We start from the raw sequence: 19,417 nt of genomic DNA, 5'->3' as shown, positions 1-19,417 counted from the left end.
AACGCGGCTTGTCCCCCCTGCGGGGGGGCATACCAGGGCGTCGTGAATCGGTAACTTTGGCGCACCGATTCAATGAAAACCGACGCAACCGAGGACGCATATGAGCAAGCTGATTCAGGACATCGCACCGCTGGGCGAGGGCATTGGGCAGTTCACGAGGCTCGACTACGGCATGGATGAAAGCGACTGGCGCGCGGCCGAAGGCCGAAGCGGCAACTACGTGATCGGCTTCTGGGAAGGCAAGGCCGGCGCCGTCGATTTCCCCGCGACGACCGCCGACGAAGCGGTGTGGCTCGTCGAAGGCAAGGTCGCGCTGACCGACGTGAACGGCGGCCGCAAGGAATTCGCGGCGGGGCAGGGCTATCTGCTGCCCGCAGGTTTCGCGGGCCGCTGGGAAACCATCGAGGACGCGAAGAAGTTCTACGTCGTGCTCGAACCGCAGCAATAACCGTCGCGCGCCGCGCCCGAGGAGGAGACACGTCATGAACGAAAGCGCGCAACTTTTCGAAGCGGACATCGCCACGCCCGCGCACGAGGCGCCGCGCGGCGTGCGTCGCACGTCTGCCGAATTGACCGTCCAGGAAGCGCTGGCCCGCACGCGCCTCATGCCTTACTGGCTCGACAATCCCGCCGAGCCGCCCGCCGAACCGGCACTTGCGACCGATACGCGCGCCGATCTGCTGATCGTCGGCGGCGGCTTCACCGGTCTGTGGGCCGCGGTGCAGGCGAAGGAACAGATGCCCGAGCTCGATGTCGTGCTGATCGAAGCGGGCCGCGTCGCGCATGGCGCATCGGGGCGCGCGGGCGGCATCATCTCGACTTCGGTGATGCACGGCCTGCCCAACGCCGTGCGCGTGTTCCCGGACGATATCGCGCAGCTCGAAGCGTTCGGCCAGCGCAATCTCGACGGCTTCGAGGCGACACTCGAGCGCTACGGCATCGACGCCGACATCGAATGGAACGGCGAGATGACGGTGGCCGTCGATCCCGATCATGTCGATCATCTGCGCGCCGATCACGATCTGCATAAATCGTATGGCCACGACGTCGTGCTGCTCGACGCAGCGGCCACGCGCGAACAACTCGATTCCCCCTTGTTCGCGGGCGCGCTCTGGTCGCGCAATCGCAGCGGCATCGTGCATCCGGCCAAGCTCGCGTGGGGCCTCAAGCGCGCGGCGCTCGAACTCGGCGTGCGCCTCTACGAACACAGTCCGCTGACCGGCGTGACCGATGAAGGCGCGAGCGTCTTCGTTAAAACTCCCGAAGGCAGCGTGCGTGCGACGCGCGTGTTGTTCGGCAGCGGGACCGCGAAAGTGGGCATTCCGGATATCAACCGGCGCGTCTTGCAGGTGCGCGATCACGTGCTCGCGACCGAGCCGCTCACCGACGAACAACTGTCGCGCATCGGCTGGAAGCAGCGTCAGGGCATCTACGACACGCGCACGCAGCTTAACTATTTCCGCCTCACGAAGAACAACAACATCATCTTCGGCGGCCTGGTGAGCTATCACTTCGATGGCGATCCGAATCCGCCGCGCGACCAGAAGCGCGACACGTACTACCGTCTCGCGCAAGCGTTCTACACGACCTTTCCGCAATTGAGCGATGTGCGCTTTTCGCACGCGTGGGGCGGCCCGATCGACTATTGCTCGCGCGGTTCGGTGTTTGCAAAACGCTATCTCGGCGACAAGGCCGTGTTCGTCGCGGGCTATACAGGTTTCGGCGTGGCCGCGAGCCGCTTCGGCGCGTTCATGGGCCTGAACATCCTCTTCGATCGCGACAGCCCCGAGCGCGCGCTCGACATCGCCAATCAGAGTCCGACATACATCCCGCCCGAGCCGGTGCGATGGCTGGCCGCCAAGGTGACTTTCCATGCGTTCGACGGCGCCGATGCCGAAGGCGGCTGGAAGCGCGCGTGGATCAAGGGCATCAAGGCGATGGGCTTCCCGATGTGAGCGCGGCGTAACCCTATGTTCTCCAATACCTCCGATCTCGACCTTCGCCTCGTGCGCGTCTTTCTTGCAGTGGTCGACGCGCGCGGCATCACCGCCGCCGAAGCGACGCTCGGCGTGCGCCAGTCGACCATCAGCTCGCAACTCTCCGCACTCGAAGCGCGCATGGGCTTCCGGCTCTGCGAACGCGGGCGCGGCGGCTTTCGGCTCACGTCGAAAGGCGAGCGTTTCGTGGCATCGGCGCGTGCGCTGATCGCGGCGACATCGCAATTCGTTGCGCAGGTGCGCGATATCGATCGCAAGCTCGTCGGCACGTTGTCGATCGGTTTGATCGGGCAGGCATCGCACGTCGAGAACACGCGGCTCGCCGAAGCCATCGGCACATTTCGCAAGCGCGATCAGGCCGTGCGCTTCGCGATGCACGTGGCGCCGCCGCAGGAGCTCGAAGAAAGCCTCGTGAATCAGCAGCTCGATATCGCGATCGGCTACTTCTGGCATCGCGTCGCGGGGCTGTCGTACAGGCGGCTCTTCAGCGAGCGGCAAGTGATTTGTTGCGGGCGCGGGCATCCGCTCTTTCATGCCGATCCGCACGTGACGTTCGACGATCTGCGCGCGCACGACTGGATTTGGCGCAGCTATCCGGTGCCCGAAGAACTCGCGAGCATTGGCGAGCGCCGGGTGACGGCGATTGCGGACAACATCGACGCGGCCACGGTGCTGATTCTTTCGGGCAGCCATATCGGCTATCTGCCCACGCATCACGCTGAACCGTTCGAGCAGCGCGGCCTGATCCGCGTGCTCGGGCGCAGCGCTTTCGGCTTCGACGTGCCGCTGCATCTCGCGATGAAACGCGGCATGGCCGACAAACCGATCGTACGAGCCTTCTGTGAAGACCTTCTCGACGTCTATGGCATGCGGGCAAGCGAGCGCGAATCTCTCATGGATCAACCTGAACACGCAGTGCAGATGTGAGCGCGGCCGAACATTGGCCGTACGTGATGTGAAGGTTTTGACTACGCAATAGGCCGCGCATTCGAGTGCAGCAGAATGACCGCCGATAACGATAGTGCGTCAGCGGGTGCAATGAAGCGAAGCACCGGACGACGCCTCAAAGGAGCGAGACAACATGGCAGACAACGCGAGTGATAACACCAGCATCACGCAAGTAGAAACATTCGGTTTCGAACGCATTCCCGACGCTTCGCGATACGCGCGGCCGATCGATCTGTTCCGCCTGCTGTTCGGCGGCTGCAACACCTTTTCGACCTCGGTGCTCGGCAGCTTTCCGATTCTCGTGGGGCTTTCGTTCGAGGCGAGCCTTTGGGCCATCGTGCTCGGCGTGCTCGCGGGCACCTGCATTCTCGCGCCGATGAGCCTGTTCGGGCCGCGCAACGGCACGAGCGATCCGGTGTCGTCGGGCGCGCACTTCGGCATTCATGGCCGTATCGTCGGTTCGTTTCTCGCGCTGTTGACCTCGGTCGCGTTCTTCTCGCTCGCGGTGTGGAGTTCGGGCGATGCGCTCGTCGGCGGCGCGCACGACATGGTGGGCCTGCCCGTCAATCCCTGGACGCTCGGCACCGCGTACATGGTGTTCGCCGTGCTCGTGTTGATCGTGTGCATTTACGGATTTCGCTTCATGCTGTGGGTGAACAAGATCGCGGTGTGGGCGGCGAGCCTCATGTTCGTGCTCGGCGCGTTCGCGTTCGCGAAGGCTTTCGACATGCACTACGCGGGCACGCTGCATCATGGCGGCGCGGGCTTCTGGGCCGCGTTCATCGGCGCGGCGCTCGTGGCGCTCAGCAATCCCGTATCGTTTGCATCTACGCTTGGCGACTGGGCGCGCTACATTCCGCGATCGACGCCGCGTCATCGCGTGATGGGCGCCGTGTTCGCCGCGCAGATCGCGACGTTCGTGCCGTTCTTCTTCGGCCTCGCGACCGCGACGATCATTGCGACGAACGCGCCGAGCTACATCGGCTCGAACGATTACGTGGGCGGTCTGCTCGCGGTGTCGCCCCGCTGGTTTCTGCTGCCGATGTGTCTCATCGCGATCATCGGCGGCATGTCGACGGGCACGACCGCGCTTTACGGCACGGGCCTCGACATGTCGAGCATGTTCCCGAAGTACCTCAATCGCGTGCGCGCGACGACGCTGATCGGAACGCTCGCCATCGGCTTCATTTTCGTGGGCCGCTTCGCGTTCAATCTCGTGGAAAGCGTGGCGACGTTCTCGACGCTCATCTGCACGTTCAGTTGCCCGTGGATGGCGATCATGGTGATCGGCTTCGTGCAGCGCGGCGGCTTCTATCTCGCGGACGATCTGCAAGTGTTCAATCGCGGCGGGCGCGGCGGCCACTACTGGTTCACGCATGGCTGGAACTGGCGCGCGATGGGCGCGTGGCTGCCGGCGGCGTTCATCGGTCTCGCGTTCGTGAATCTGCCGGGGCAGTTCGTGGGGCCGCTGGGCGCGCTCGCGGGCGGCTGCGATCTCAGCGTGCCGGTGTCGTTCGCCGTGGGCGCTGTGCTCTATCTGACGATGCTGTGGCGCTTTCCCGAACCCGATGCCGTTCACGGTCCGCAAGGACGACGCCTCGTCGGTGTGGCGCGTGTGCGCGATCTTGCGGGGAATCGCGAACAGGCCGAATGACGCTGCTGCAAAGACATCGAACTCAAATCAATGATTAAAACGCTGGAGACAAGCAGCATGAAATCGAAGATGGCCCTCGCGGTTGCAATGCTGTTCGCGTCCGTTGCGGCACATGCGCAAAGCACGGTGACGTTGTTCGGCGTGCTGGACGAAGGCATCAACTTGACGAGCAACGCAGGTGGAAACAAGGCATGGCAGACATCGAGCGTCGATGTAGTGACAAGCCGCTGGGGCCTGAAAGGAAGCGAAGATCTGGGCGACGGCCTGCATGCGATCTTCGATCTGGAAAGCGGCTTCATGCTCGACAATGGCGCCGCTTATTACAGCGGTCGGCTATTCGGTTATCAATCGTATGTCGGGCTGCAATCGGATACGCTCGGGACGCTCACGTTCGGGCGTCAGTTCGATTCGATCACCGATACCATCGGCCTCATGACGGCGAACGGTTACTGGGGCGGCTATCTGTTTTCGCATCCGCTCGATAACGACAATACCGACGCCACGTTTCACGCGAATAACTCGGTCAAGTTCACGAGCAGCGAATACGGCGGCGTATCGGCGACCGCGCTGTACGGATTCGGCAATCAGGCAGGCGCGTTCGCGGGCAATCGCATGGTCAGCGCCGGGCTGAAGTACAGCTATGCGACCTTCACGATCGGCGCCGTTTATGAAGACCTGTCGGCGCCAGGAACGACATCGACCGGCGCTGTGGCTTCCGACGAAGCGAGTTTCGTCGCAGCGAACCATAAGATCTATGGTATCGGCGCAAGTTATGGCGCAGGACCGGCGACGCTGGGTCTCGTCTATACGCATGTGAACGTGCAACAGCCGGTGTCGTCGCTTTATCTCGGCGATCTCGGCGCGAATAGCGCGAGTCTGCGTTTCGATAACATCGAATTCAACGCGAAGTACGACATTCAAGCGGACTTATCGATTGCGGGCATGTACACGTACACGATGGCGCATCTCAAGCATGGCGTTCTCGATAGCTCGCTGCACTGGAATCAGATCGGCGTGATGGCCCAATACTTCTTGTCGAAGCGCACCGGCGTCTATACGCAACTGGTTTATCAGAAGGTGAGCGGCGGCAATACGGGCACGTCGCTGGATACGGCGTTCATTCCGGGCGCGGCGAGCCCATCGTCGAATTCGCATCAGATGGTCGCGCGAATCGGCATGACGCACGCGTTCTGATCCTCGCACGTGCAAGCGTCTATGCACCGTTACAATCCAGTTTCTCTGGATAAGCGAGGTGCCTATGGAATTGATGCTCGTGACGCTGCGAAAGCCGTGAAGTTATCTGCCGATGGCGCGCGTGATTGACGAGCCGTGTCCGCGTTCGAGTGACTCCGACGTATCGCCTGAATCCGCTTCGGTGATCTTTTCGATCCTCGCGAGCAGGTCGGTTACCGCCGAAAACTGGTGGTGAAGCAGGTGACGGCTTCGCAACAACTGCTCCAGACGTCGACGCCAATACAACAACGGAAGCGCCGAATTCGAAGCGTGCAGAACCGCTTCGACGGCGAGTCGAATGTGGGCAATGTCGGCATCGATCATTCGAAGCTCGAATGCACCAACGATGTTGCGATCACAGGTGTCCATACTTTGTTATCGGCGCGGCGTTATCGCTTCTGAAGCGGAATGAAAGCGCCGAATGTATTGAGCGGTTAACGACCCGGCACGCTGATTGCGACGCTCTTGCTCAAGCAGGCGATATTCGTCTGCGTCCATACTTCAGCCCGACTAAGGAGGGACGGAACATGAGCAAGGCAACCAGCACACTTATCGCGGCGGTGGCCGCACTCACGCTGTCGGCGGGCGCTTATGCACAGAGCGCCGGAGGCTCGAACGGCGCCGGCTCGGCAGGCAGCACGGCCAGCCCGTCGAATCAGGTGAACGGTGCAACGGGCGGCTACGGCACGCCGGGCATGACCAACTCGGACAGCGGCATGGGAACCAGAGCGCCGAACTCGGGTTTGCCGAGCAGCAATAGCAATTCGACGCCGGCAACCACCGCGCCGAGCACGAGCAATAACACGCTGGCAACGCCGAGCGTGAAGTCGCCGGCCGCTCAGTAACGGCTGTAAAAATGACAACATGCGCTCATACGGTCTCCACCACGGAGACCGATGAGCGTTTCAGTTCCGTCAGGTCGATGGCGCGAACCTGTCAGGCTCGTCACAATGACGCGCGTCCCTGGATCCACCGATCTCCCCCCGCATCCCTGCACACTCGCGTGCAATTGCCCTGTCGCGGCAATGAGACGAACCCATCCGAAGCAACCAAATTTGATGTTTTCACGCTTGATGCTCGGTAGAATCGCGCCGAGCCAAAAAAAGACCAACGAGCATTCCGGCGTTTTTACCGTCGCACTCTAAATTATTCTTGCGGCGCGCCGTTAACTTGCTCGCAAGAAAACTAATCATTAGATAGGTACCGGGCGGCTTTGCCGTCGGATGGAGCGCATCCACTCGTGCGGCCGTCGGTCGTCCGAGCCTGAGTACCACGTTTCCCAACGCGAACACCGACATGCCCGATTTCCACTGGACCATTCCGGTTGCTCGCTGGTCCTTCTGGCCTGCCGCCGAATCCGCCGCTCCCGACCTTGGCTTCATCGAGCCGTTGACGCGGCGCCGGCTCAGCACGTTGTCGCGAGCCGCGTTGAAGGTCGCACACGACTGCGGCGCGCATGTGCCCGCCGTGCGTCTGGTATTCGCATCGCGTCACGGCGAACTGCGCCGCACGACCGACATCCTGCACACCATCGACGCGGGCAAGACCGTATCGCCCACATCGTTCAGTCTTTCCGTGCTCAATACGATGACCGGCATCCTCGGCATCGTGCGCGGCGACCGCACCGCGGCCAGCGCGCTTTCGGCGGGCAATGAGAGCCTCGGCTACGCGCTGCTCGAAGCGTATGCGCAATACGCGACGGTCGCATCGACTCCGGTGCTGCTCGTCTTCGCCGACGAACCCGCCGATGCCACATACGGTCCTGTCGAAGACGAAGTGCAAGGCGGCGCGCTCGCGATCCTGCTCGATGCATCCGCGCAAACCGGTCGCCTGGAATGCGCACGCAGCGCACTCGATGACGGTAGCAATACATCATTCGCGTCGCAGATCGCGGCCGTGCAGCACTGCCTCGACACGCGGACCTCGGGCGAATGGCAAGGCAAGGCATTCGCCTGGCAATGGTGCTGGCATGAAGGCGCTTGACTACCACTGGCGCCTCGTCGCGACGGCGCTCGCATTCGCGGCGTTCGGCGTCTGCGGGCTCGGCTTTTCGCTGATCCTGTTTCCGCTCGCATCGATCTGGCCGCATCGCGATTCGAAGCAGCGCATCATCGTCGCGGTCATTCACACGTTCTTTCGTGCGCTCGTCGCCGTGCTCGTGCGCGTCGGCGTGATGAAGCTCGACGTGCGCGGCGCTCGCGCATTGAAGCGCAGCACGCAGCGCGCGGCCATCGTCGTGGCCAATCACCCGACATGGCTCGACGTGATGGTGCTTTTGTCCCTGACGCCGCGCGCATGCTGCGTCGTGAAGAGCGCGCACTGGAGCAATCCGTTCTTCTGGGGCGTGATGCGCGCCGCGGAATACGTGAGCAACGCGGACCCTGTCGAACTCGTCGAAGCGGGCGCGCGGCAACTCACGCGCGGCTACACCATGATCATCTTTCCCGAAGGCACGCGCAGCCCCACACGCAACCGGCTGCATGCGTTCTCACGCGGTTTCGCGCACATGGCGCTGCAATCCGGCGCGCCGATCCTTCCCGTGCTGATGGACTGCAATCCGCCCGCATTCACGAAAGACATGCGCTGGCACGACGTGCCCGAGCGCGCCTTCCACATGCAAGTGAACGTGCTCGACGCCCTGAGCGCCGCCGAGCTCGCCGCGCACGACGAGCCGCCCGCGCTCGCCGCACGCACGGTGACGAGCGCGATCCAGGCCCACATTACCCGGCATCTGATCGACTATGGATTCTTTAAAGCTTGAAATCAAAAGGCTTCTGATCGAGGCCCTCGATCTCGAAGACATGCAGCCCGCCGACATCGACGACGATGCGCCTCTCTTCGAAACCGACGGCGTAGGTCTCGATTCGATCGACGCGCTCGAAATCGGCATCGTGTTGCGCGAACACTATCAACTGAACATCGCGTCCAACGACGAGCGCACGCGAGAGCATTTCCGTTCGATCAACACGCTCGTCGCGCTGGTGGCGAGCCAGCGCGAGCTCGCGCATGTTGCGGACGGCACTACGAAAGAAGGGGAATGACCGTGACCGATAACGAGATCCTTGAGCGCATCCGCGCCATCTTCGAAGAGAACTTCGCGATCGCGCCCGAGCGCGTGACGCCCGAAGCGCATCTGTATGAAGAGCTCGATCTGGACAGCATCGACGCCGTCGATCTTGCGATCAAGCTCCAGGAAATGACGGGCCGCCGCATCAAGCCCGAAGAGTTCAAGTCGGTGCGCACCGTCGCGGACGTGGTCGCCGCCGTCGGATCGCTGCTCGTCGAACAGGAATGATCCAGCCGCCGATCGCGCGTGCGCCGGACGCGCAAGCCGTCGATGCAAAGGCGCGCGGCCGGGCCGCTTTCGTGCTGAACGTCGTGCTCAAGCTCGCCTATCCCGCCGTCATTCTGGCGGCGTGGGTGTGGGACGCGCCGCGCTACGCCGGTTGCCTGCTGTTCGCGCTGATCTGGCTGCAACGCTGCATCGGCACGGGCGTGGTCGGCATGTCGCTGCGCAGGCTCACGCGCGTGGACTGGACCGTGGCGTTCATGCTGAGCTTCGCGTCCGCCGCGATCGTGTGGACCGACAGCGAACGCCTGCTGCATATCTATCCGTCGCTCGTGAACCTCGGCTTGCTGATCGCATTCGGTGCGACGCTCGTGCGCGGTCCGTCGATGATCGAGAAATTCGCGCGCATCGGCACGCCTGATCTGAGCGAAGCGGCCGTGCGCCATACGCGCCGCGTCACGCAAATCTGGTGCGCGTTCTTCATGGCGAACGGTCTGTTCTCGCTTTACACCGCGCTGCATTGGCCGCGCGAGGCATGGTCGCTCTACAACGGCGCGATCTCGTATGCGCTCGTCGGCGTGTTGATCGCGGGCGAGATCGTGTGGCGCTATCTCGTGATCCTGCCGCGCGCGCGGCGGGCGGAGGCGGCATGATCGCGTTGCACGACTTGCTGTGCGCGAACCGCGATGCGCTGACGCCCGTCTGCCGCGACGACCGCGCCGACACCGCTAACCACATCGTCACGCATGCGGCTTTTGTCGCGCGCACGGCCACGCTCGCCTGGTGGCTGCGCGAGCAGAACGAGCGGCGCTATGCGTTGTGCATCGACGATCCGTTGGACTTCGCCTGCGCGCTTTTCGCGCTGTTCGCATGCGGCAAGGAGCCGGTGATTCCCGCGAGTTCGGCGCACGGCTATCTCGCCGATCTCGCCCACGCGTACGACGCCATGCTGACGGACGACGACGTCCGCGCGCTGGCCGCAACGCAAACGTGGAGGCCCGCTGCGCCGTCCATGCCGATCGACCCGCATGCACCGCTCACGCTCTACACGTCGGGCAGCAGCGGCACGCCCAAGCCGATCCACAAGACGCTCGCGCAATTCGACGCCGAAGCGCGCACGCTCGAACGCGAGTGGGGCGCGCTCGTCGGCGACGCGACGATGCTCGCGAGCGTGCCGCATCGGCATATCTACGGGCTCTTGTTCCGCGTGATGTGGCCGCTCGCCGCGGGACGCGCTTTCGATCGCGCGTTGTGCGTGGAACCGAAGCAAGTGCAGTCTCGCATCGATCATTGCGGCGCGAGCGTGATGGTGTCGTCGCCGGCGCAACTCGTGCGCTGGGCCGCGCTCGCCGGCTTTGCGGAACTGACGCCCGCGCCGCGTGTGTTCTTTTCGTCGGGCGGGCCGCTCGCGGCGGACGCGGCGCACGACTACGCGAACGTGTTCGGCGATGCGCCCGTCGAGATTTACGGCAGCACGGAAACCGGCGGCATCGCGTGGCGCAGGCAGAACGAAACGTCGGCATGGCGACCGCTCGATGGCGTCGATGTACGTCGCGCGGATGACGGCGCGCTCGAAGTGCGCTCGCCGCATTTGGGCCATGGCGACTGGCATCGCACCGACGACGCGATTCTCCTCGACGACGACGGCCGTTTTCGCCTGCAAGGCCGCCTCGATCGCGTGATCAAGCTCGACGGCAAGCGCGTGTCGCTGCCCGAGATGGAAGCGCGGCTCGCGCTGCATCCGTATGTGACGCAGGCGTGCGTCGTGCCGCTCGCGGGCGCGTCGCGGGAGCGCGTGGGCGCAGTCGTCGCGTTGAGCGATGCAGGCAGTGCCGCGTTGCGCGACGAAGGACGTGTCGCGCTCGCGAAGTCGCTGCGCCGTCATCTCGCCGCGTATTTCGATGTCGTGCTGCTGCCGCGCCGCTGGCGCTTTCGCATCGCGCTGCCTTTCGACGTGCGCGGCAAACTGCCGGTCGCGGCGGTCACGGCGGCGTTCGGCGCGCGTGCCGAAGGCTTCGAAGTGCTCTCCGAAGCACGCGACGGCGACAGCCTGCGTTACGAGCTGCGCGTGCCGCCCACGCTGGTTCACTTCGGCGGCCACTTCCCGGATCTGCCGATCCTGCCCGGCGTGGTGCAGGTCGATTGGGCGATCCGGCTCGCGTCGGAGCACGTCGGGCGCACGCGCGATACGGCATCGATCGATCGTCTCAAGTTCACGGCGCCCGTGCCGCCCGGCGCGGTGCTCGACCTCGAACTCGCGCACGATGCCGCGCGCCGCCGCGTGCGCTTCGCGTATCGGCTGAACGGGCGCGACTGTTCGTCGGGCGTGGTCGTATATCGGGAGCGCGCATGAGCGGCGCGAACATGCGGACGTGCATCGTCATTCCGATCTACAACCACAAGGACGCGATCGGCGGCACGGTCGCGCGCCTCTGCGTGCACGGCTTGCCGATGTTCGTCGTCGACGATGGCAGCGACGCCGCCACGCAAGCGGTCCTCGCGCAACTCGCCGCGGAGTATGGCGAGCAGATGACGCTGCTGCGCCTGCCCGTCAACGGCGGCAAGGGCGCGGCCGTGATGGCGGGTCTGCGCGCGGCGCGGCGCGCGGGCTACACGCATGCGTTGCAGATAGACGCCGACGGCCAGCACGACGCGAACGACGTGCCGTGCTTCGTCGAGGCCGCGCGCGCCGAGCCGGGCGCGGTGATCCTCGGGCGTCCCGTCTACGATGAAAGCGTGCCGAAGTCGCGTCTCTACGGCCGCTACGTGACGCACGTCTGGGTGTGGATCGAAACGTTGTCGTTCACGATCCGCGATTCGATGTGCGGCTTTCGCCTGTATCCGCTCGATGCGGTCTGCGCGCTGATCGACAGCGTGCGCATCGGCACGCGCATGGACTTCGACATCGAAATTCTCGTGCGTCTGCACTGGCGGCGGCTCGCGTTTCGCACCGTGCCGACGCGCGTCACCTACGCGACCGACGGCGTCTCGCACTTCGACGTGCTGTGGGACAACGTGCGCATCAGCGCGAGCCACACGCGGCTCGTGTGCGGCATGCTGCTGCGTTCGCCGATGCTGCTCGCGCACAAGGCGCTGCCGCGTAAAGCGGCCACCGCCGAACGTGTCGACGCGGGCTGGTGGCGCGTCGCGGAGCGCGGCAGCCGGCTCGGCATGGCGCTGCTCTCGCTCAGTTGCCGTCTGTTCGGCGTGCGCTTCACGGGGCTGTGGCTGCATCCGATCGTCGGCTACTTTCTGATGACGGGACGCGATGCGCGCGACGCGTCGCATCGCTATTTCGCACATCTGGAGCACGCCGCGACGGGCGAGCGCACGCCGCGCCCCGGCTGGCGTTCCGCGTATCGGCAGATGCTCGCGTTCGCGCAGTCGGGGCTGGACAAGCTCGCCGCGTGGTCCGGCCGCATCGCCGAAGACGACGTGATCTTCGACGATCCCGCCGCGTTCGAAACGCTCATCGAAAGCGGGCGCGGCGCGCTCGTGATCGGCGCGCATCTCGGCAATCTGGAAATGTCACGCGCGCTCGCGGTGCGCAACGGCCGCGCGAGGGTGACGGCCATCGTCTATACGGAGCACGCGAAGCGCTTCAACAGCGTGCTCTCGGCGGCGAACGGCGACTTCGCCAGCCGCCTCGTGCAGGTGAGCGACTTCGGCCCCGAGACCGCGATGATGATGAAGGCGCGCATCGACGCGGGCGAGCTGCTCGTGATCGTCGGCGATCGCGTGCCCGCGCACGATTCGGGCCGCACGACGTACGCGCGCTTTCTCGGCGCGAGCGCGCCGTTCGCGCAAGGTCCGTACGTGCTCGCGCATGCGCTCGGCTGTCCCGTGTATCTGTTCTTCTGCCTGAAAGAGCATGACGGGCGGCATCGGCTGTATTTCGAGCCGTTCGCGGAGCGCATCGCGTTGCCGCGCCGCGAGCGCGCGCAGCACATCGCGGCGTGGGCGCAGCGCTACGCGTCGCGTCTCGAACACTATTGCCGCAAGGCGCCCTATCAATGGTTCAACTTTTTCGATTTCTGGGCGCGCCCCGGCAAAACGATGACGGAAGCCGCGGCACCCGGAGGAAACGATGTCCGAGCATGATCTGATCGACGGCCTGCGCGCGCAGACGGTGACTTTCGGCGGCCGGCGGCTGACGATCGAAGAAGTCGTGTCGATCGCCACGCGCCGCACGCCGGTCGCGCTGAATCGCGATCCCGCCTGGCGCGCGCGCATCGAGCGCGGCGCGGACTTCCTGCGCCGCCATCTCGCGGCGGGCAAGACCGTGTACGGCGTGAACACCGGTTACGGCGACGCATGCGTTGTCGATGTGCCTATGGCACTCGTCGAAGCGCTGCCGCTGCAACTCACGCGCTATCACGGCTGCGGCATGGGCGCGTATCTGGACGACGAAGCCACGCTCGCCGTGATCGCCGCGCGGCTCAACTCGCTCGCGTATGGGTTTTCCGGCGTGCGTCTCGTGCTGCTCGAACGCCTCGCGGACCTCATCAACCATCGCGTGTTGCCGCGCATTCCGTCGGAAGGCTCGGTCGGCGCGAGCGGCGATCTGACGCCGCTGTCGTATGTGGCGGCGGCGCTCGTCGGCGAACGCGACGTGTTGTTCGACGGCGACTTGCGCGATGCCTCCGGCGTATGGTCCGCGCTCGGCATCGAGCCGCTCACGCTCGCGCCGAAGGAAGGGCTCGCGCTGATGAACGGCACGGCGGTGATGACCGGCCTCGCGTGTCTCGCATTCGCGCGCGCGCGTCATCTGACGCGTCTGGCAGCGCGCCTCACGGCGCTCTCGACGCTCGCGCTCGACGGCCGCGCCGCGCACTTCGACGCGACGATCTTCGCGGTGAAACCGCATGCGGGACAGGCCGAAGCCGCCGCATGGATCCGCGCCGATCTCGCGGGCCGCGACGACACGCCGGGCCATCGCTTGCAGGATCGCTATTCGATACGCTGCGCGCCGCACGTGATCGGCGTGGCGGCCGACGCGCTCACGTGGATGCGCCGCGACATCGAAAACGAGCTGAACAGCGCGAACGACAATCCGCTGATCGACCCGGACGCCGAGCGCGTGCTGCACGGCGGCAACTTCTACGGCGGCCATATCGCGTTCGCGATGGATGCGCTCAAGACGGCCGTCGCCAATCTCGCGGACCTGATGGATCGCCAGCTCGCCTTGATCGTCGACGACAAGTTCAACAACGGCCTGCCGCGCAATCTGACGGGCGCGACGCCCGCACGCGCGCCGATCAATCACGGCTTCAAGGCCGTGCAGATATCAGCGTCGGCGTGGACCGCCGAGGCGCTCAAGCACACGATGCCCGCAAGCGTGTTCTCGCGCTCGACGGAGGCGCACAACCAGGACAAGGTCAGCATGGGCACGATCGCGGCGCGCGACTGCCTGCGCGTGCTCGAACTGACGGAGCAGGTCGCGGCCGCGCATACGCTCGCCGCCGTGCAGGCGCTGAATCTGCGCTTGCGCATCGATCCGAAGACGCCGGTGCCCGCGCCGTTGCGCGAATTCGCGGCGGCGATCGCGTCGGTGTCGCCGTTCGTCGACGAAGACCGCGCGCTCGAACGCGATCTGCGCGCGCTGACGGCACGCATCGCGGCGTGCGCGCTCGTCGATGCGCACGCGGAGGACGCGTGATGGCCGATGTCATGCCGGCGCGCACGCTCAAGGCGAGCGCGATCGTCGAAGTGCCGTTTCACGATGTCGATGCGATGAACGTGTGCTGGCACGGCCACTATCTCAAGTATTTCGAGGCGGGCCGCTCGGCGCTGCAACGCGCGTTCGACTACGACTATCGCGAGATGCAGGCGTCGGGTTACGTGTGGCCGGTCGTCGAGGCGCATCTGAAATACGTGCGTCCCGCGACTTACGGACAGCGCATCGAAGTGCGCGCCGAACTGCTCGAATACGAGAATCGGCTGAAGATCGGCTATGAACTCGTCGATTGCGAAACGGGCCAGCGTCTGACGAAGGGTTACACGATCCAGGTCGCCGTCGATGCGGCCACGCAGGAATTGCAGTTCCTGTCGCCGCCGGTCGTGTTCGAAAAGCTGGAGCGCGTATGGGCGCGTTAAAGATGTTCCGCGCGGCGCTCATCGCGCTGCTGCTTGCCGCAACGTCCGCGCAGGCCGCGAGCGGCAACACGGCGCTCGTCTCGCAAGTGACGGCCCGCCTCGCGCAGATGAAGGGCGTGCGCGCGCAATTCACGCAGACGCAGACGCTCTCCGCGATGAAGCAACCGCTCGTCAGCACGGGCATGCTCGTGTTTCAGCGCGATCGCGGCGTGATCTGGCGCGTGGACACGCCTTATTCGACGACCTACGTCATCACCGATGCGGGCGTCGCCGAAATCGATGCGAACGGCAGCCGCATCCGCACGAAAAGCGCGCAAGGCATGCGCGGCGTCGCGCAAGTATCGAAGATGATGCGCGCGATGCTCGGCGGCGATATGTCCGCGTTGTACTCGCAATTCGATGTCGATGCACAGGGCTCGCCGTCGGACTGGACGCTAAGCCTCAAGCCGAATCAGCCGCAGCTCGCGCAAGCGATCAAGGGCCTGCACATGACGGGCGGCGCGTATCTTCGCAGCCTGCGGATCGATCTCGCCAACGGCGACGTCACGCGCATCGAGTTCACGAAGAGCGAAGCCGCCGACGATCTGTCGTCCGCCGAGCGCGCATTGCTGGGCATGCCGTGAGACCGACGCCTTCGCTGTGGCGCGTCCGCGCCGTCTGGTTCGCGTTCGCGCTCGTCGTGGCGCTGTATTGCGTGCATCGTTTTTCCGGGCCGTCGCCGCTGGAGACGAACCTGCTCGCGCTCTTGCCCGCGACGGAGGCGAATCCCGTTGCCGAAAAAGCCGTCGATCAACTCGCGGGCGCGCTCGGCGACCGCACGGTGTTCCTCGTGTCGAGCCGGGACGCGGAGCGCGCGAAAGCCGCCGCCCGCCAGTTCGGCGCGGCGCTGAAACAAAGCGGCGCGTTCGCATCGGTGACGGCGGAATTGCCGCCCTTCGATATCGCGCAGATCGGGGCGCTCTACATGCCTCATCGCTTCGGCCTGCTGACGCGCGACGATCGCGACGCGCTCACGCACGCGGCCGGCGGCGCGGCATCGCTGCACGACGCGCTGATGCAGCGCCTCTACAACCCCGTGCGCGGTCCGCTCGCGACGCAGCTCGCCGTCGATCCGTTCGGCTGGCTCGAACGCTGGCTCTCCGACCTGCCGCTCGCGACATCGAATCTCGATCTCGAAGACAACATGCTCGTCGCGCATCGCGGCGACGTGACCAGCGTGCTCGTCGTCACGACGCTGAACGGCTCGGCGTACGAATCGCGCGTGCAGCGCGCGGTGCTGTCGGCGGCGTCGCGGGCGGAGGCGTCGTTGCGGCCGGCCTGGCCCGATGCGTCGGTCGCGCGGGCGGGCGCCGTGTTCTACGCGGAGTCGGCGCGGCGCGCATCGGAACGCGAGGTGCATCTGATCGGCATCGCGTCCGCATGCGGCATCGCGCTCTTGATGCTGTGGGTGTTTCGCTCGCCGCGTCTCCTGCTGCTCGGATTTCTGTCGACGGCGCTCGGCGTCGGCGGCGCGCTCGCCGTCACGATGGCCGTGTTCGGCAAGCTGCATCTGCTGACGCTCGTGTTCGGCGCGAGTCTGATCGGCGAGGCCGTCGATTATTCGATTCAATACTTCGTCGTCTATCTCGGCGCGCCGCGCGACTGGGACGCGAAGCAGGGCGCGCGTTCGGTGCGGCCCGCGCTTTCGGTGGCGCTCGCCACCAGTCTGCTCGGCTATGCGATCCTCGCGTGGGCGCCGTTTCCCGCGCTCAAGCAGATCGCCTGTTTCGCGATGACGGGCATCTGCGTCGCGTTCGCGTCCGTCATGTCGCTGCTGCCCGCCATGTTGCCGAAGGGACCGAAGGCCACGCAGCGGCGTCTCTTCGCGCGCGCGGCCGTGCTACTCGCCCGCTGGCAGCGCGCGATCGGTGCCAGGCGCGTGTGGGCCGTCGCCATCGTGCTCGCCGCCGTGTGCGCACCTGGCTGGACGATGCTCGAGAGCGACGACGACATCCATCTGCTGATCCAGCGCGATCCCGTGCTCGTCGCGCAGGAGAATCAGGTGCGCGACGCGGTCGGCATCGACAACACCGCGCAGTTTTTCGTGGTGCAAGGCGCCACGCAGGAACTCGTGTTGCAGCGCGCGGAAGCGCTCGGCGCGAAGCTCGATGCGCTGCCGGGCGCGCAGTCGGTGGACGGCTGGCGCGCGGCCACGCAGTTCGTGCCGTCGGCGCGGCGTCAGGCCGAGGATCGCGCGCTGCTCGATCGACGCGTCTTCGCTCATCCCGCCGCCTTGCGCGAGATGCTGCTGCAAGCGGGTTTCCGCGACGAGATCGCCGACGCGTGGATCGCCTCGTTCGCGCGCACGGACACGCCGCCGCTCTCGGTCGAGCGCTGGCTCGCGGCGAACTGGTCGAAGCCGTTCGCGCATTTGTGGCTCGGCGCGGTCGATGCGCACGGTCAGCGCGGCTACGCGGCCATCGTGATGCCGCGCCGCGTCACGCCGCAGAATCTGCCCGCGCTGATCGAGACCGCGCGCGCGACCGAAGGCGTCGCGTTCGTCGACAAAGCCGCGAGCGTGTCGAAGCTGTTCGGCGAATATCGCGTCGACAGCGCCTTATGGCTCGGCGGCGCGCTGCTGCTCGTGCTCGTGCTGATGTGTGCGCGCTATCGCGTGTGCGGCGGCATCGCGACGATCCTGCCCGTGCTGCTCGCCATCGGCGTGACGCTCGCGGCGTTCGGCTATGCGCGCGTGCCGCTCACTCTGTTCAACTGCCTCGCGCTGATGCTGGTGCTCGGCGTCGGCGCGAATTACGCGGTGTTCCTGCGCGAAGGATGCATGCGCGACGGCGCGGATATCGGCGCGGTCTGGACGGGCGTGCTGCTGTCGGCGGCGACGACGCTGCTGTCGTTCGGCATGCTCGGCATGAGCGCGATGCCCGCGCTCAGGAGCTTCGGCGTCACGCTGACGCTCGGCATTCTGGTGTCGGTGCTGCTCGCGCCGATGGGCATGCCAACCGATAGGAGAAACCACGCATGACGCTGCCGCCCGTCTATTTGAATGCGCTCGGCATGATCAACGCACTCGGCGACGACACCGATGCGATCGCATCCGCGCTCGCCGCATCGCGATCGCCGGGCATGGGACCGATGCTCATGAAAAACGGCGACGCGTTCGTCGGACGCGTGCTCGCGCCGCTCGACATCGCGCCGCCTGAATCGCTCGCCCGCTTCGATTGCCGCAACAACCGCCTGCTGCTCGCGGCGCTCGAACTCATTCGTCCGGAGATCGAAGCGGCGCGCGAACGCTACGGCTCCGCGCGCATCGGCGTGGTGCTCGGCACGAGCACGTCGGGCGTCGGCGCGGCGGAAGAGGCATTCGCGCATCGCACGAAGACGGGCGCGCTGCCGGCGAGCTTCGACTACGGCCAAATGGAAATCGGCACCGCCGCGCCGTTCGCGGCGGCCGCGTTGAACGTGCAAGGCCCGGCGTTCACGATATCGACCGCGTGCACGTCGAGCGCGAAGGCGTTCGCAGCGGCGCGCCGCCTGCTGCAACTGAATCTGTGCGATGCGCTGATCGTCGGCGGCGTCGATACGCTGTGCGAGCTCACCGTGCAGGGCTTCGCATCGCTCGATTCGGTGAGCGCCGCGCGCACCAATCCGATGAGCCGCAACCGCAACGGCATCAATGTCGGCGAAGGCGCGGCCATGTTCCTGATGACGCGCGACGAGAGCGCCGTGCGTCTCGCCGGCGTGGGCGAATCGAGCGATGCGTATCACGTATCGGCACCCGATCCGAAAGGCGTCGCCGGCGAAATGGCGCTGCGCGCGGCGCTCGCGGATGCCGGCGTGACGGCGGGCGGCATCGGCTACGTGAACATGCACGCGACGGCCACGCGCAAGAACGACGAAATGGAAGCGCATCTGATGGCGCGCGTGTTTCCGGGCGGCGTGCCCGCAAGCGGCACCAAGCCGTTCACGGGCCATCTGCTCGGCGCGGCGGGCGCGACGGAGCTGGGCTTCGCGTGGCTCACGCTCGCGCGCGACGATGTGAGCTTGCCGCTGCATCGCTGGGACGGCGAAGCCGATGCCGCGCTGCCCGTTCTCGATCTCGTCGAGACGCAGCGCCGCCTCGCGCCGTCGGGCACGCGATACGCAATGAGCAATTCGTTCGCATTCGGCGGCAGCAATGTCAGCCTGGTTCTCGCGGGTTGACGA

19 protein-coding genes are annotated in these 19,417 nt (G+C 65.6%); 18 read left to right on the top strand and 1 reads right to left on the bottom strand.

Translation table 11 applies throughout. The features are described from left to right. The first annotated feature begins 100 nt into the window (after positions 1-100). The 5 genes from NCS28_RS28960 to NCS28_RS28940 all read left to right on the top strand — a co-directional run bounded on the left by NCS28_RS28960 (position 101) and on the right by NCS28_RS28940 (position 5,793). Positions 101-448 carry a cupin domain-containing protein gene (locus NCS28_RS28960; protein WP_250517212.1) on the top strand — a complete coding sequence of 116 codons (348 nt, stop codon included), beginning with the start codon at positions 101-103 and terminating at the stop codon, positions 446-448. A gap of 157 nt (positions 449-605) precedes the next feature. After that, positions 606-1,955: an NAD(P)/FAD-dependent oxidoreductase gene (locus NCS28_RS28955; RefSeq protein WP_250517246.1), complete on the top strand. Its 1,350-nt coding sequence runs from the start codon at positions 606-608 to the stop codon at positions 1,953-1,955. A 15-nt stretch (positions 1,956-1,970) separates the two neighbouring features. Then, positions 1,971-2,924 carry a LysR family transcriptional regulator gene (locus NCS28_RS28950; RefSeq protein WP_250517211.1) on the top strand — a complete coding sequence of 318 codons (954 nt, stop codon included), beginning with the start codon at positions 1,971-1,973 and terminating at the stop codon, positions 2,922-2,924. A 154-nt stretch (positions 2,925-3,078) separates the two neighbouring features. Next, positions 3,079-4,599: a purine-cytosine permease family protein gene (locus NCS28_RS28945; RefSeq protein WP_250517210.1), complete on the top strand. Its 1,521-nt coding sequence runs from the start codon at positions 3,079-3,081 to the stop codon at positions 4,597-4,599. A 57-nt stretch (positions 4,600-4,656) separates the two neighbouring features. Then, complete coding sequence (locus NCS28_RS28940; protein WP_250517209.1) at positions 4,657-5,793, top strand: porin; 1,137 nt, start codon at positions 4,657-4,659, stop codon at positions 5,791-5,793. A gap of 102 nt (positions 5,794-5,895) precedes the next feature. Here NCS28_RS28940 and NCS28_RS28935 read toward each other — a convergent pair whose 3' ends face one another. Further along, complete coding sequence (locus NCS28_RS28935) at positions 5,896-6,156, bottom strand: hypothetical protein (protein ID WP_250517208.1); 261 nt, start codon at positions 6,154-6,156, stop codon at positions 5,896-5,898. Between the two features lie 203 nt (positions 6,157-6,359). Here NCS28_RS28935 and NCS28_RS28930 point away from each other — a divergent pair, with 203 nt between their 5' ends. From NCS28_RS28930 to NCS28_RS28870, 13 genes are all read left to right on the top strand, one after another. Beyond that, complete coding sequence (locus NCS28_RS28930; RefSeq protein ID WP_250517207.1) at positions 6,360-6,677, top strand: hypothetical protein; 318 nt, start codon at positions 6,360-6,362, stop codon at positions 6,675-6,677. A 451-nt stretch (positions 6,678-7,128) separates the two neighbouring features. Further along, complete coding sequence (locus NCS28_RS28925) at positions 7,129-7,815, top strand: beta-ketoacyl synthase chain length factor (protein ID WP_250517206.1); 687 nt, start codon at positions 7,129-7,131, stop codon at positions 7,813-7,815. Beyond that, on the top strand, positions 7,802-8,593 hold the full coding sequence (locus tag NCS28_RS28920) for a lysophospholipid acyltransferase family protein (protein ID WP_250517205.1): 792 nt from the start codon (positions 7,802-7,804) through the stop codon (positions 8,591-8,593). The genes NCS28_RS28925 and NCS28_RS28920 overlap by 14 nt, the downstream gene beginning before the upstream one ends. Then, complete coding sequence (locus NCS28_RS28915; protein ID WP_250517204.1) at positions 8,574-8,873, top strand: phosphopantetheine-binding protein; 300 nt, start codon at positions 8,574-8,576, stop codon at positions 8,871-8,873. Before NCS28_RS28920 ends, NCS28_RS28915 begins: the two co-directional genes overlap by 20 nt. 2 nt (positions 8,874-8,875) lie before the next feature. After that, on the top strand, positions 8,876-9,127 hold the full coding sequence (locus NCS28_RS28910; RefSeq protein WP_181291158.1) for an acyl carrier protein: 252 nt from the start codon (positions 8,876-8,878) through the stop codon (positions 9,125-9,127). Next, a complete protein-coding gene (locus NCS28_RS28905) occupies positions 9,124-9,774 on the top strand; it encodes a COG4648 family protein (RefSeq protein ID WP_250517203.1) in 651 nt (216 codons plus the stop codon). Before NCS28_RS28910 ends, NCS28_RS28905 begins: the two co-directional genes overlap by 4 nt. Beyond that, positions 9,771-11,474 carry an ApeI family dehydratase gene (locus tag NCS28_RS28900; RefSeq protein WP_250517202.1) on the top strand — a complete coding sequence of 568 codons (1,704 nt, stop codon included), beginning with the start codon at positions 9,771-9,773 and terminating at the stop codon, positions 11,472-11,474. Before NCS28_RS28905 ends, NCS28_RS28900 begins: the two co-directional genes overlap by 4 nt. After that, a complete protein-coding gene (locus NCS28_RS28895; RefSeq protein WP_250517201.1) occupies positions 11,471-13,222 on the top strand; it encodes a glycosyltransferase family 2 protein in 1,752 nt (583 codons plus the stop codon). The genes NCS28_RS28900 and NCS28_RS28895 overlap by 4 nt, the downstream gene beginning before the upstream one ends. Then, positions 13,209-14,780 (top strand): HAL/PAL/TAL family ammonia-lyase, encoded by a 1,572-nt coding sequence (locus NCS28_RS28890; RefSeq protein WP_250517200.1) that lies wholly within the window; start codon positions 13,209-13,211, stop codon positions 14,778-14,780. Before NCS28_RS28895 ends, NCS28_RS28890 begins: the two co-directional genes overlap by 14 nt. Next, complete coding sequence (locus tag NCS28_RS28885) at positions 14,780-15,217, top strand: acyl-CoA thioesterase (protein ID WP_250517199.1); 438 nt, start codon at positions 14,780-14,782, stop codon at positions 15,215-15,217. The genes NCS28_RS28890 and NCS28_RS28885 overlap by 1 nt, the downstream gene beginning before the upstream one ends. Beyond that, positions 15,205-15,840: an outer membrane lipoprotein carrier protein LolA gene (locus NCS28_RS28880; protein WP_250517198.1), complete on the top strand. Its 636-nt coding sequence runs from the start codon at positions 15,205-15,207 to the stop codon at positions 15,838-15,840. The genes NCS28_RS28885 and NCS28_RS28880 overlap by 13 nt, the downstream gene beginning before the upstream one ends. Next, on the top strand, positions 15,837-18,236 hold the full coding sequence (locus NCS28_RS28875; protein ID WP_250517197.1) for an MMPL family transporter: 2,400 nt from the start codon (positions 15,837-15,839) through the stop codon (positions 18,234-18,236). The genes NCS28_RS28880 and NCS28_RS28875 overlap by 4 nt, the downstream gene beginning before the upstream one ends. Next, entirely contained in the window at positions 18,233-19,414 is a 1,182-nt protein-coding gene (locus NCS28_RS28870) for a beta-ketoacyl-[acyl-carrier-protein] synthase family protein (RefSeq protein ID WP_250517196.1), read from the top strand. Before NCS28_RS28875 ends, NCS28_RS28870 begins: the two co-directional genes overlap by 4 nt. Positions 19,415-19,417: the final 3 nt, after the last annotated feature.

Source organism: Caballeronia sp. INDeC2 (assembly GCF_023631325.1).
Classification (GTDB): Bacteria; Pseudomonadota; Gammaproteobacteria; order Burkholderiales; family Burkholderiaceae; genus Caballeronia.
This window is presented reverse-complemented; position numbering and strand designations above follow the sequence as displayed.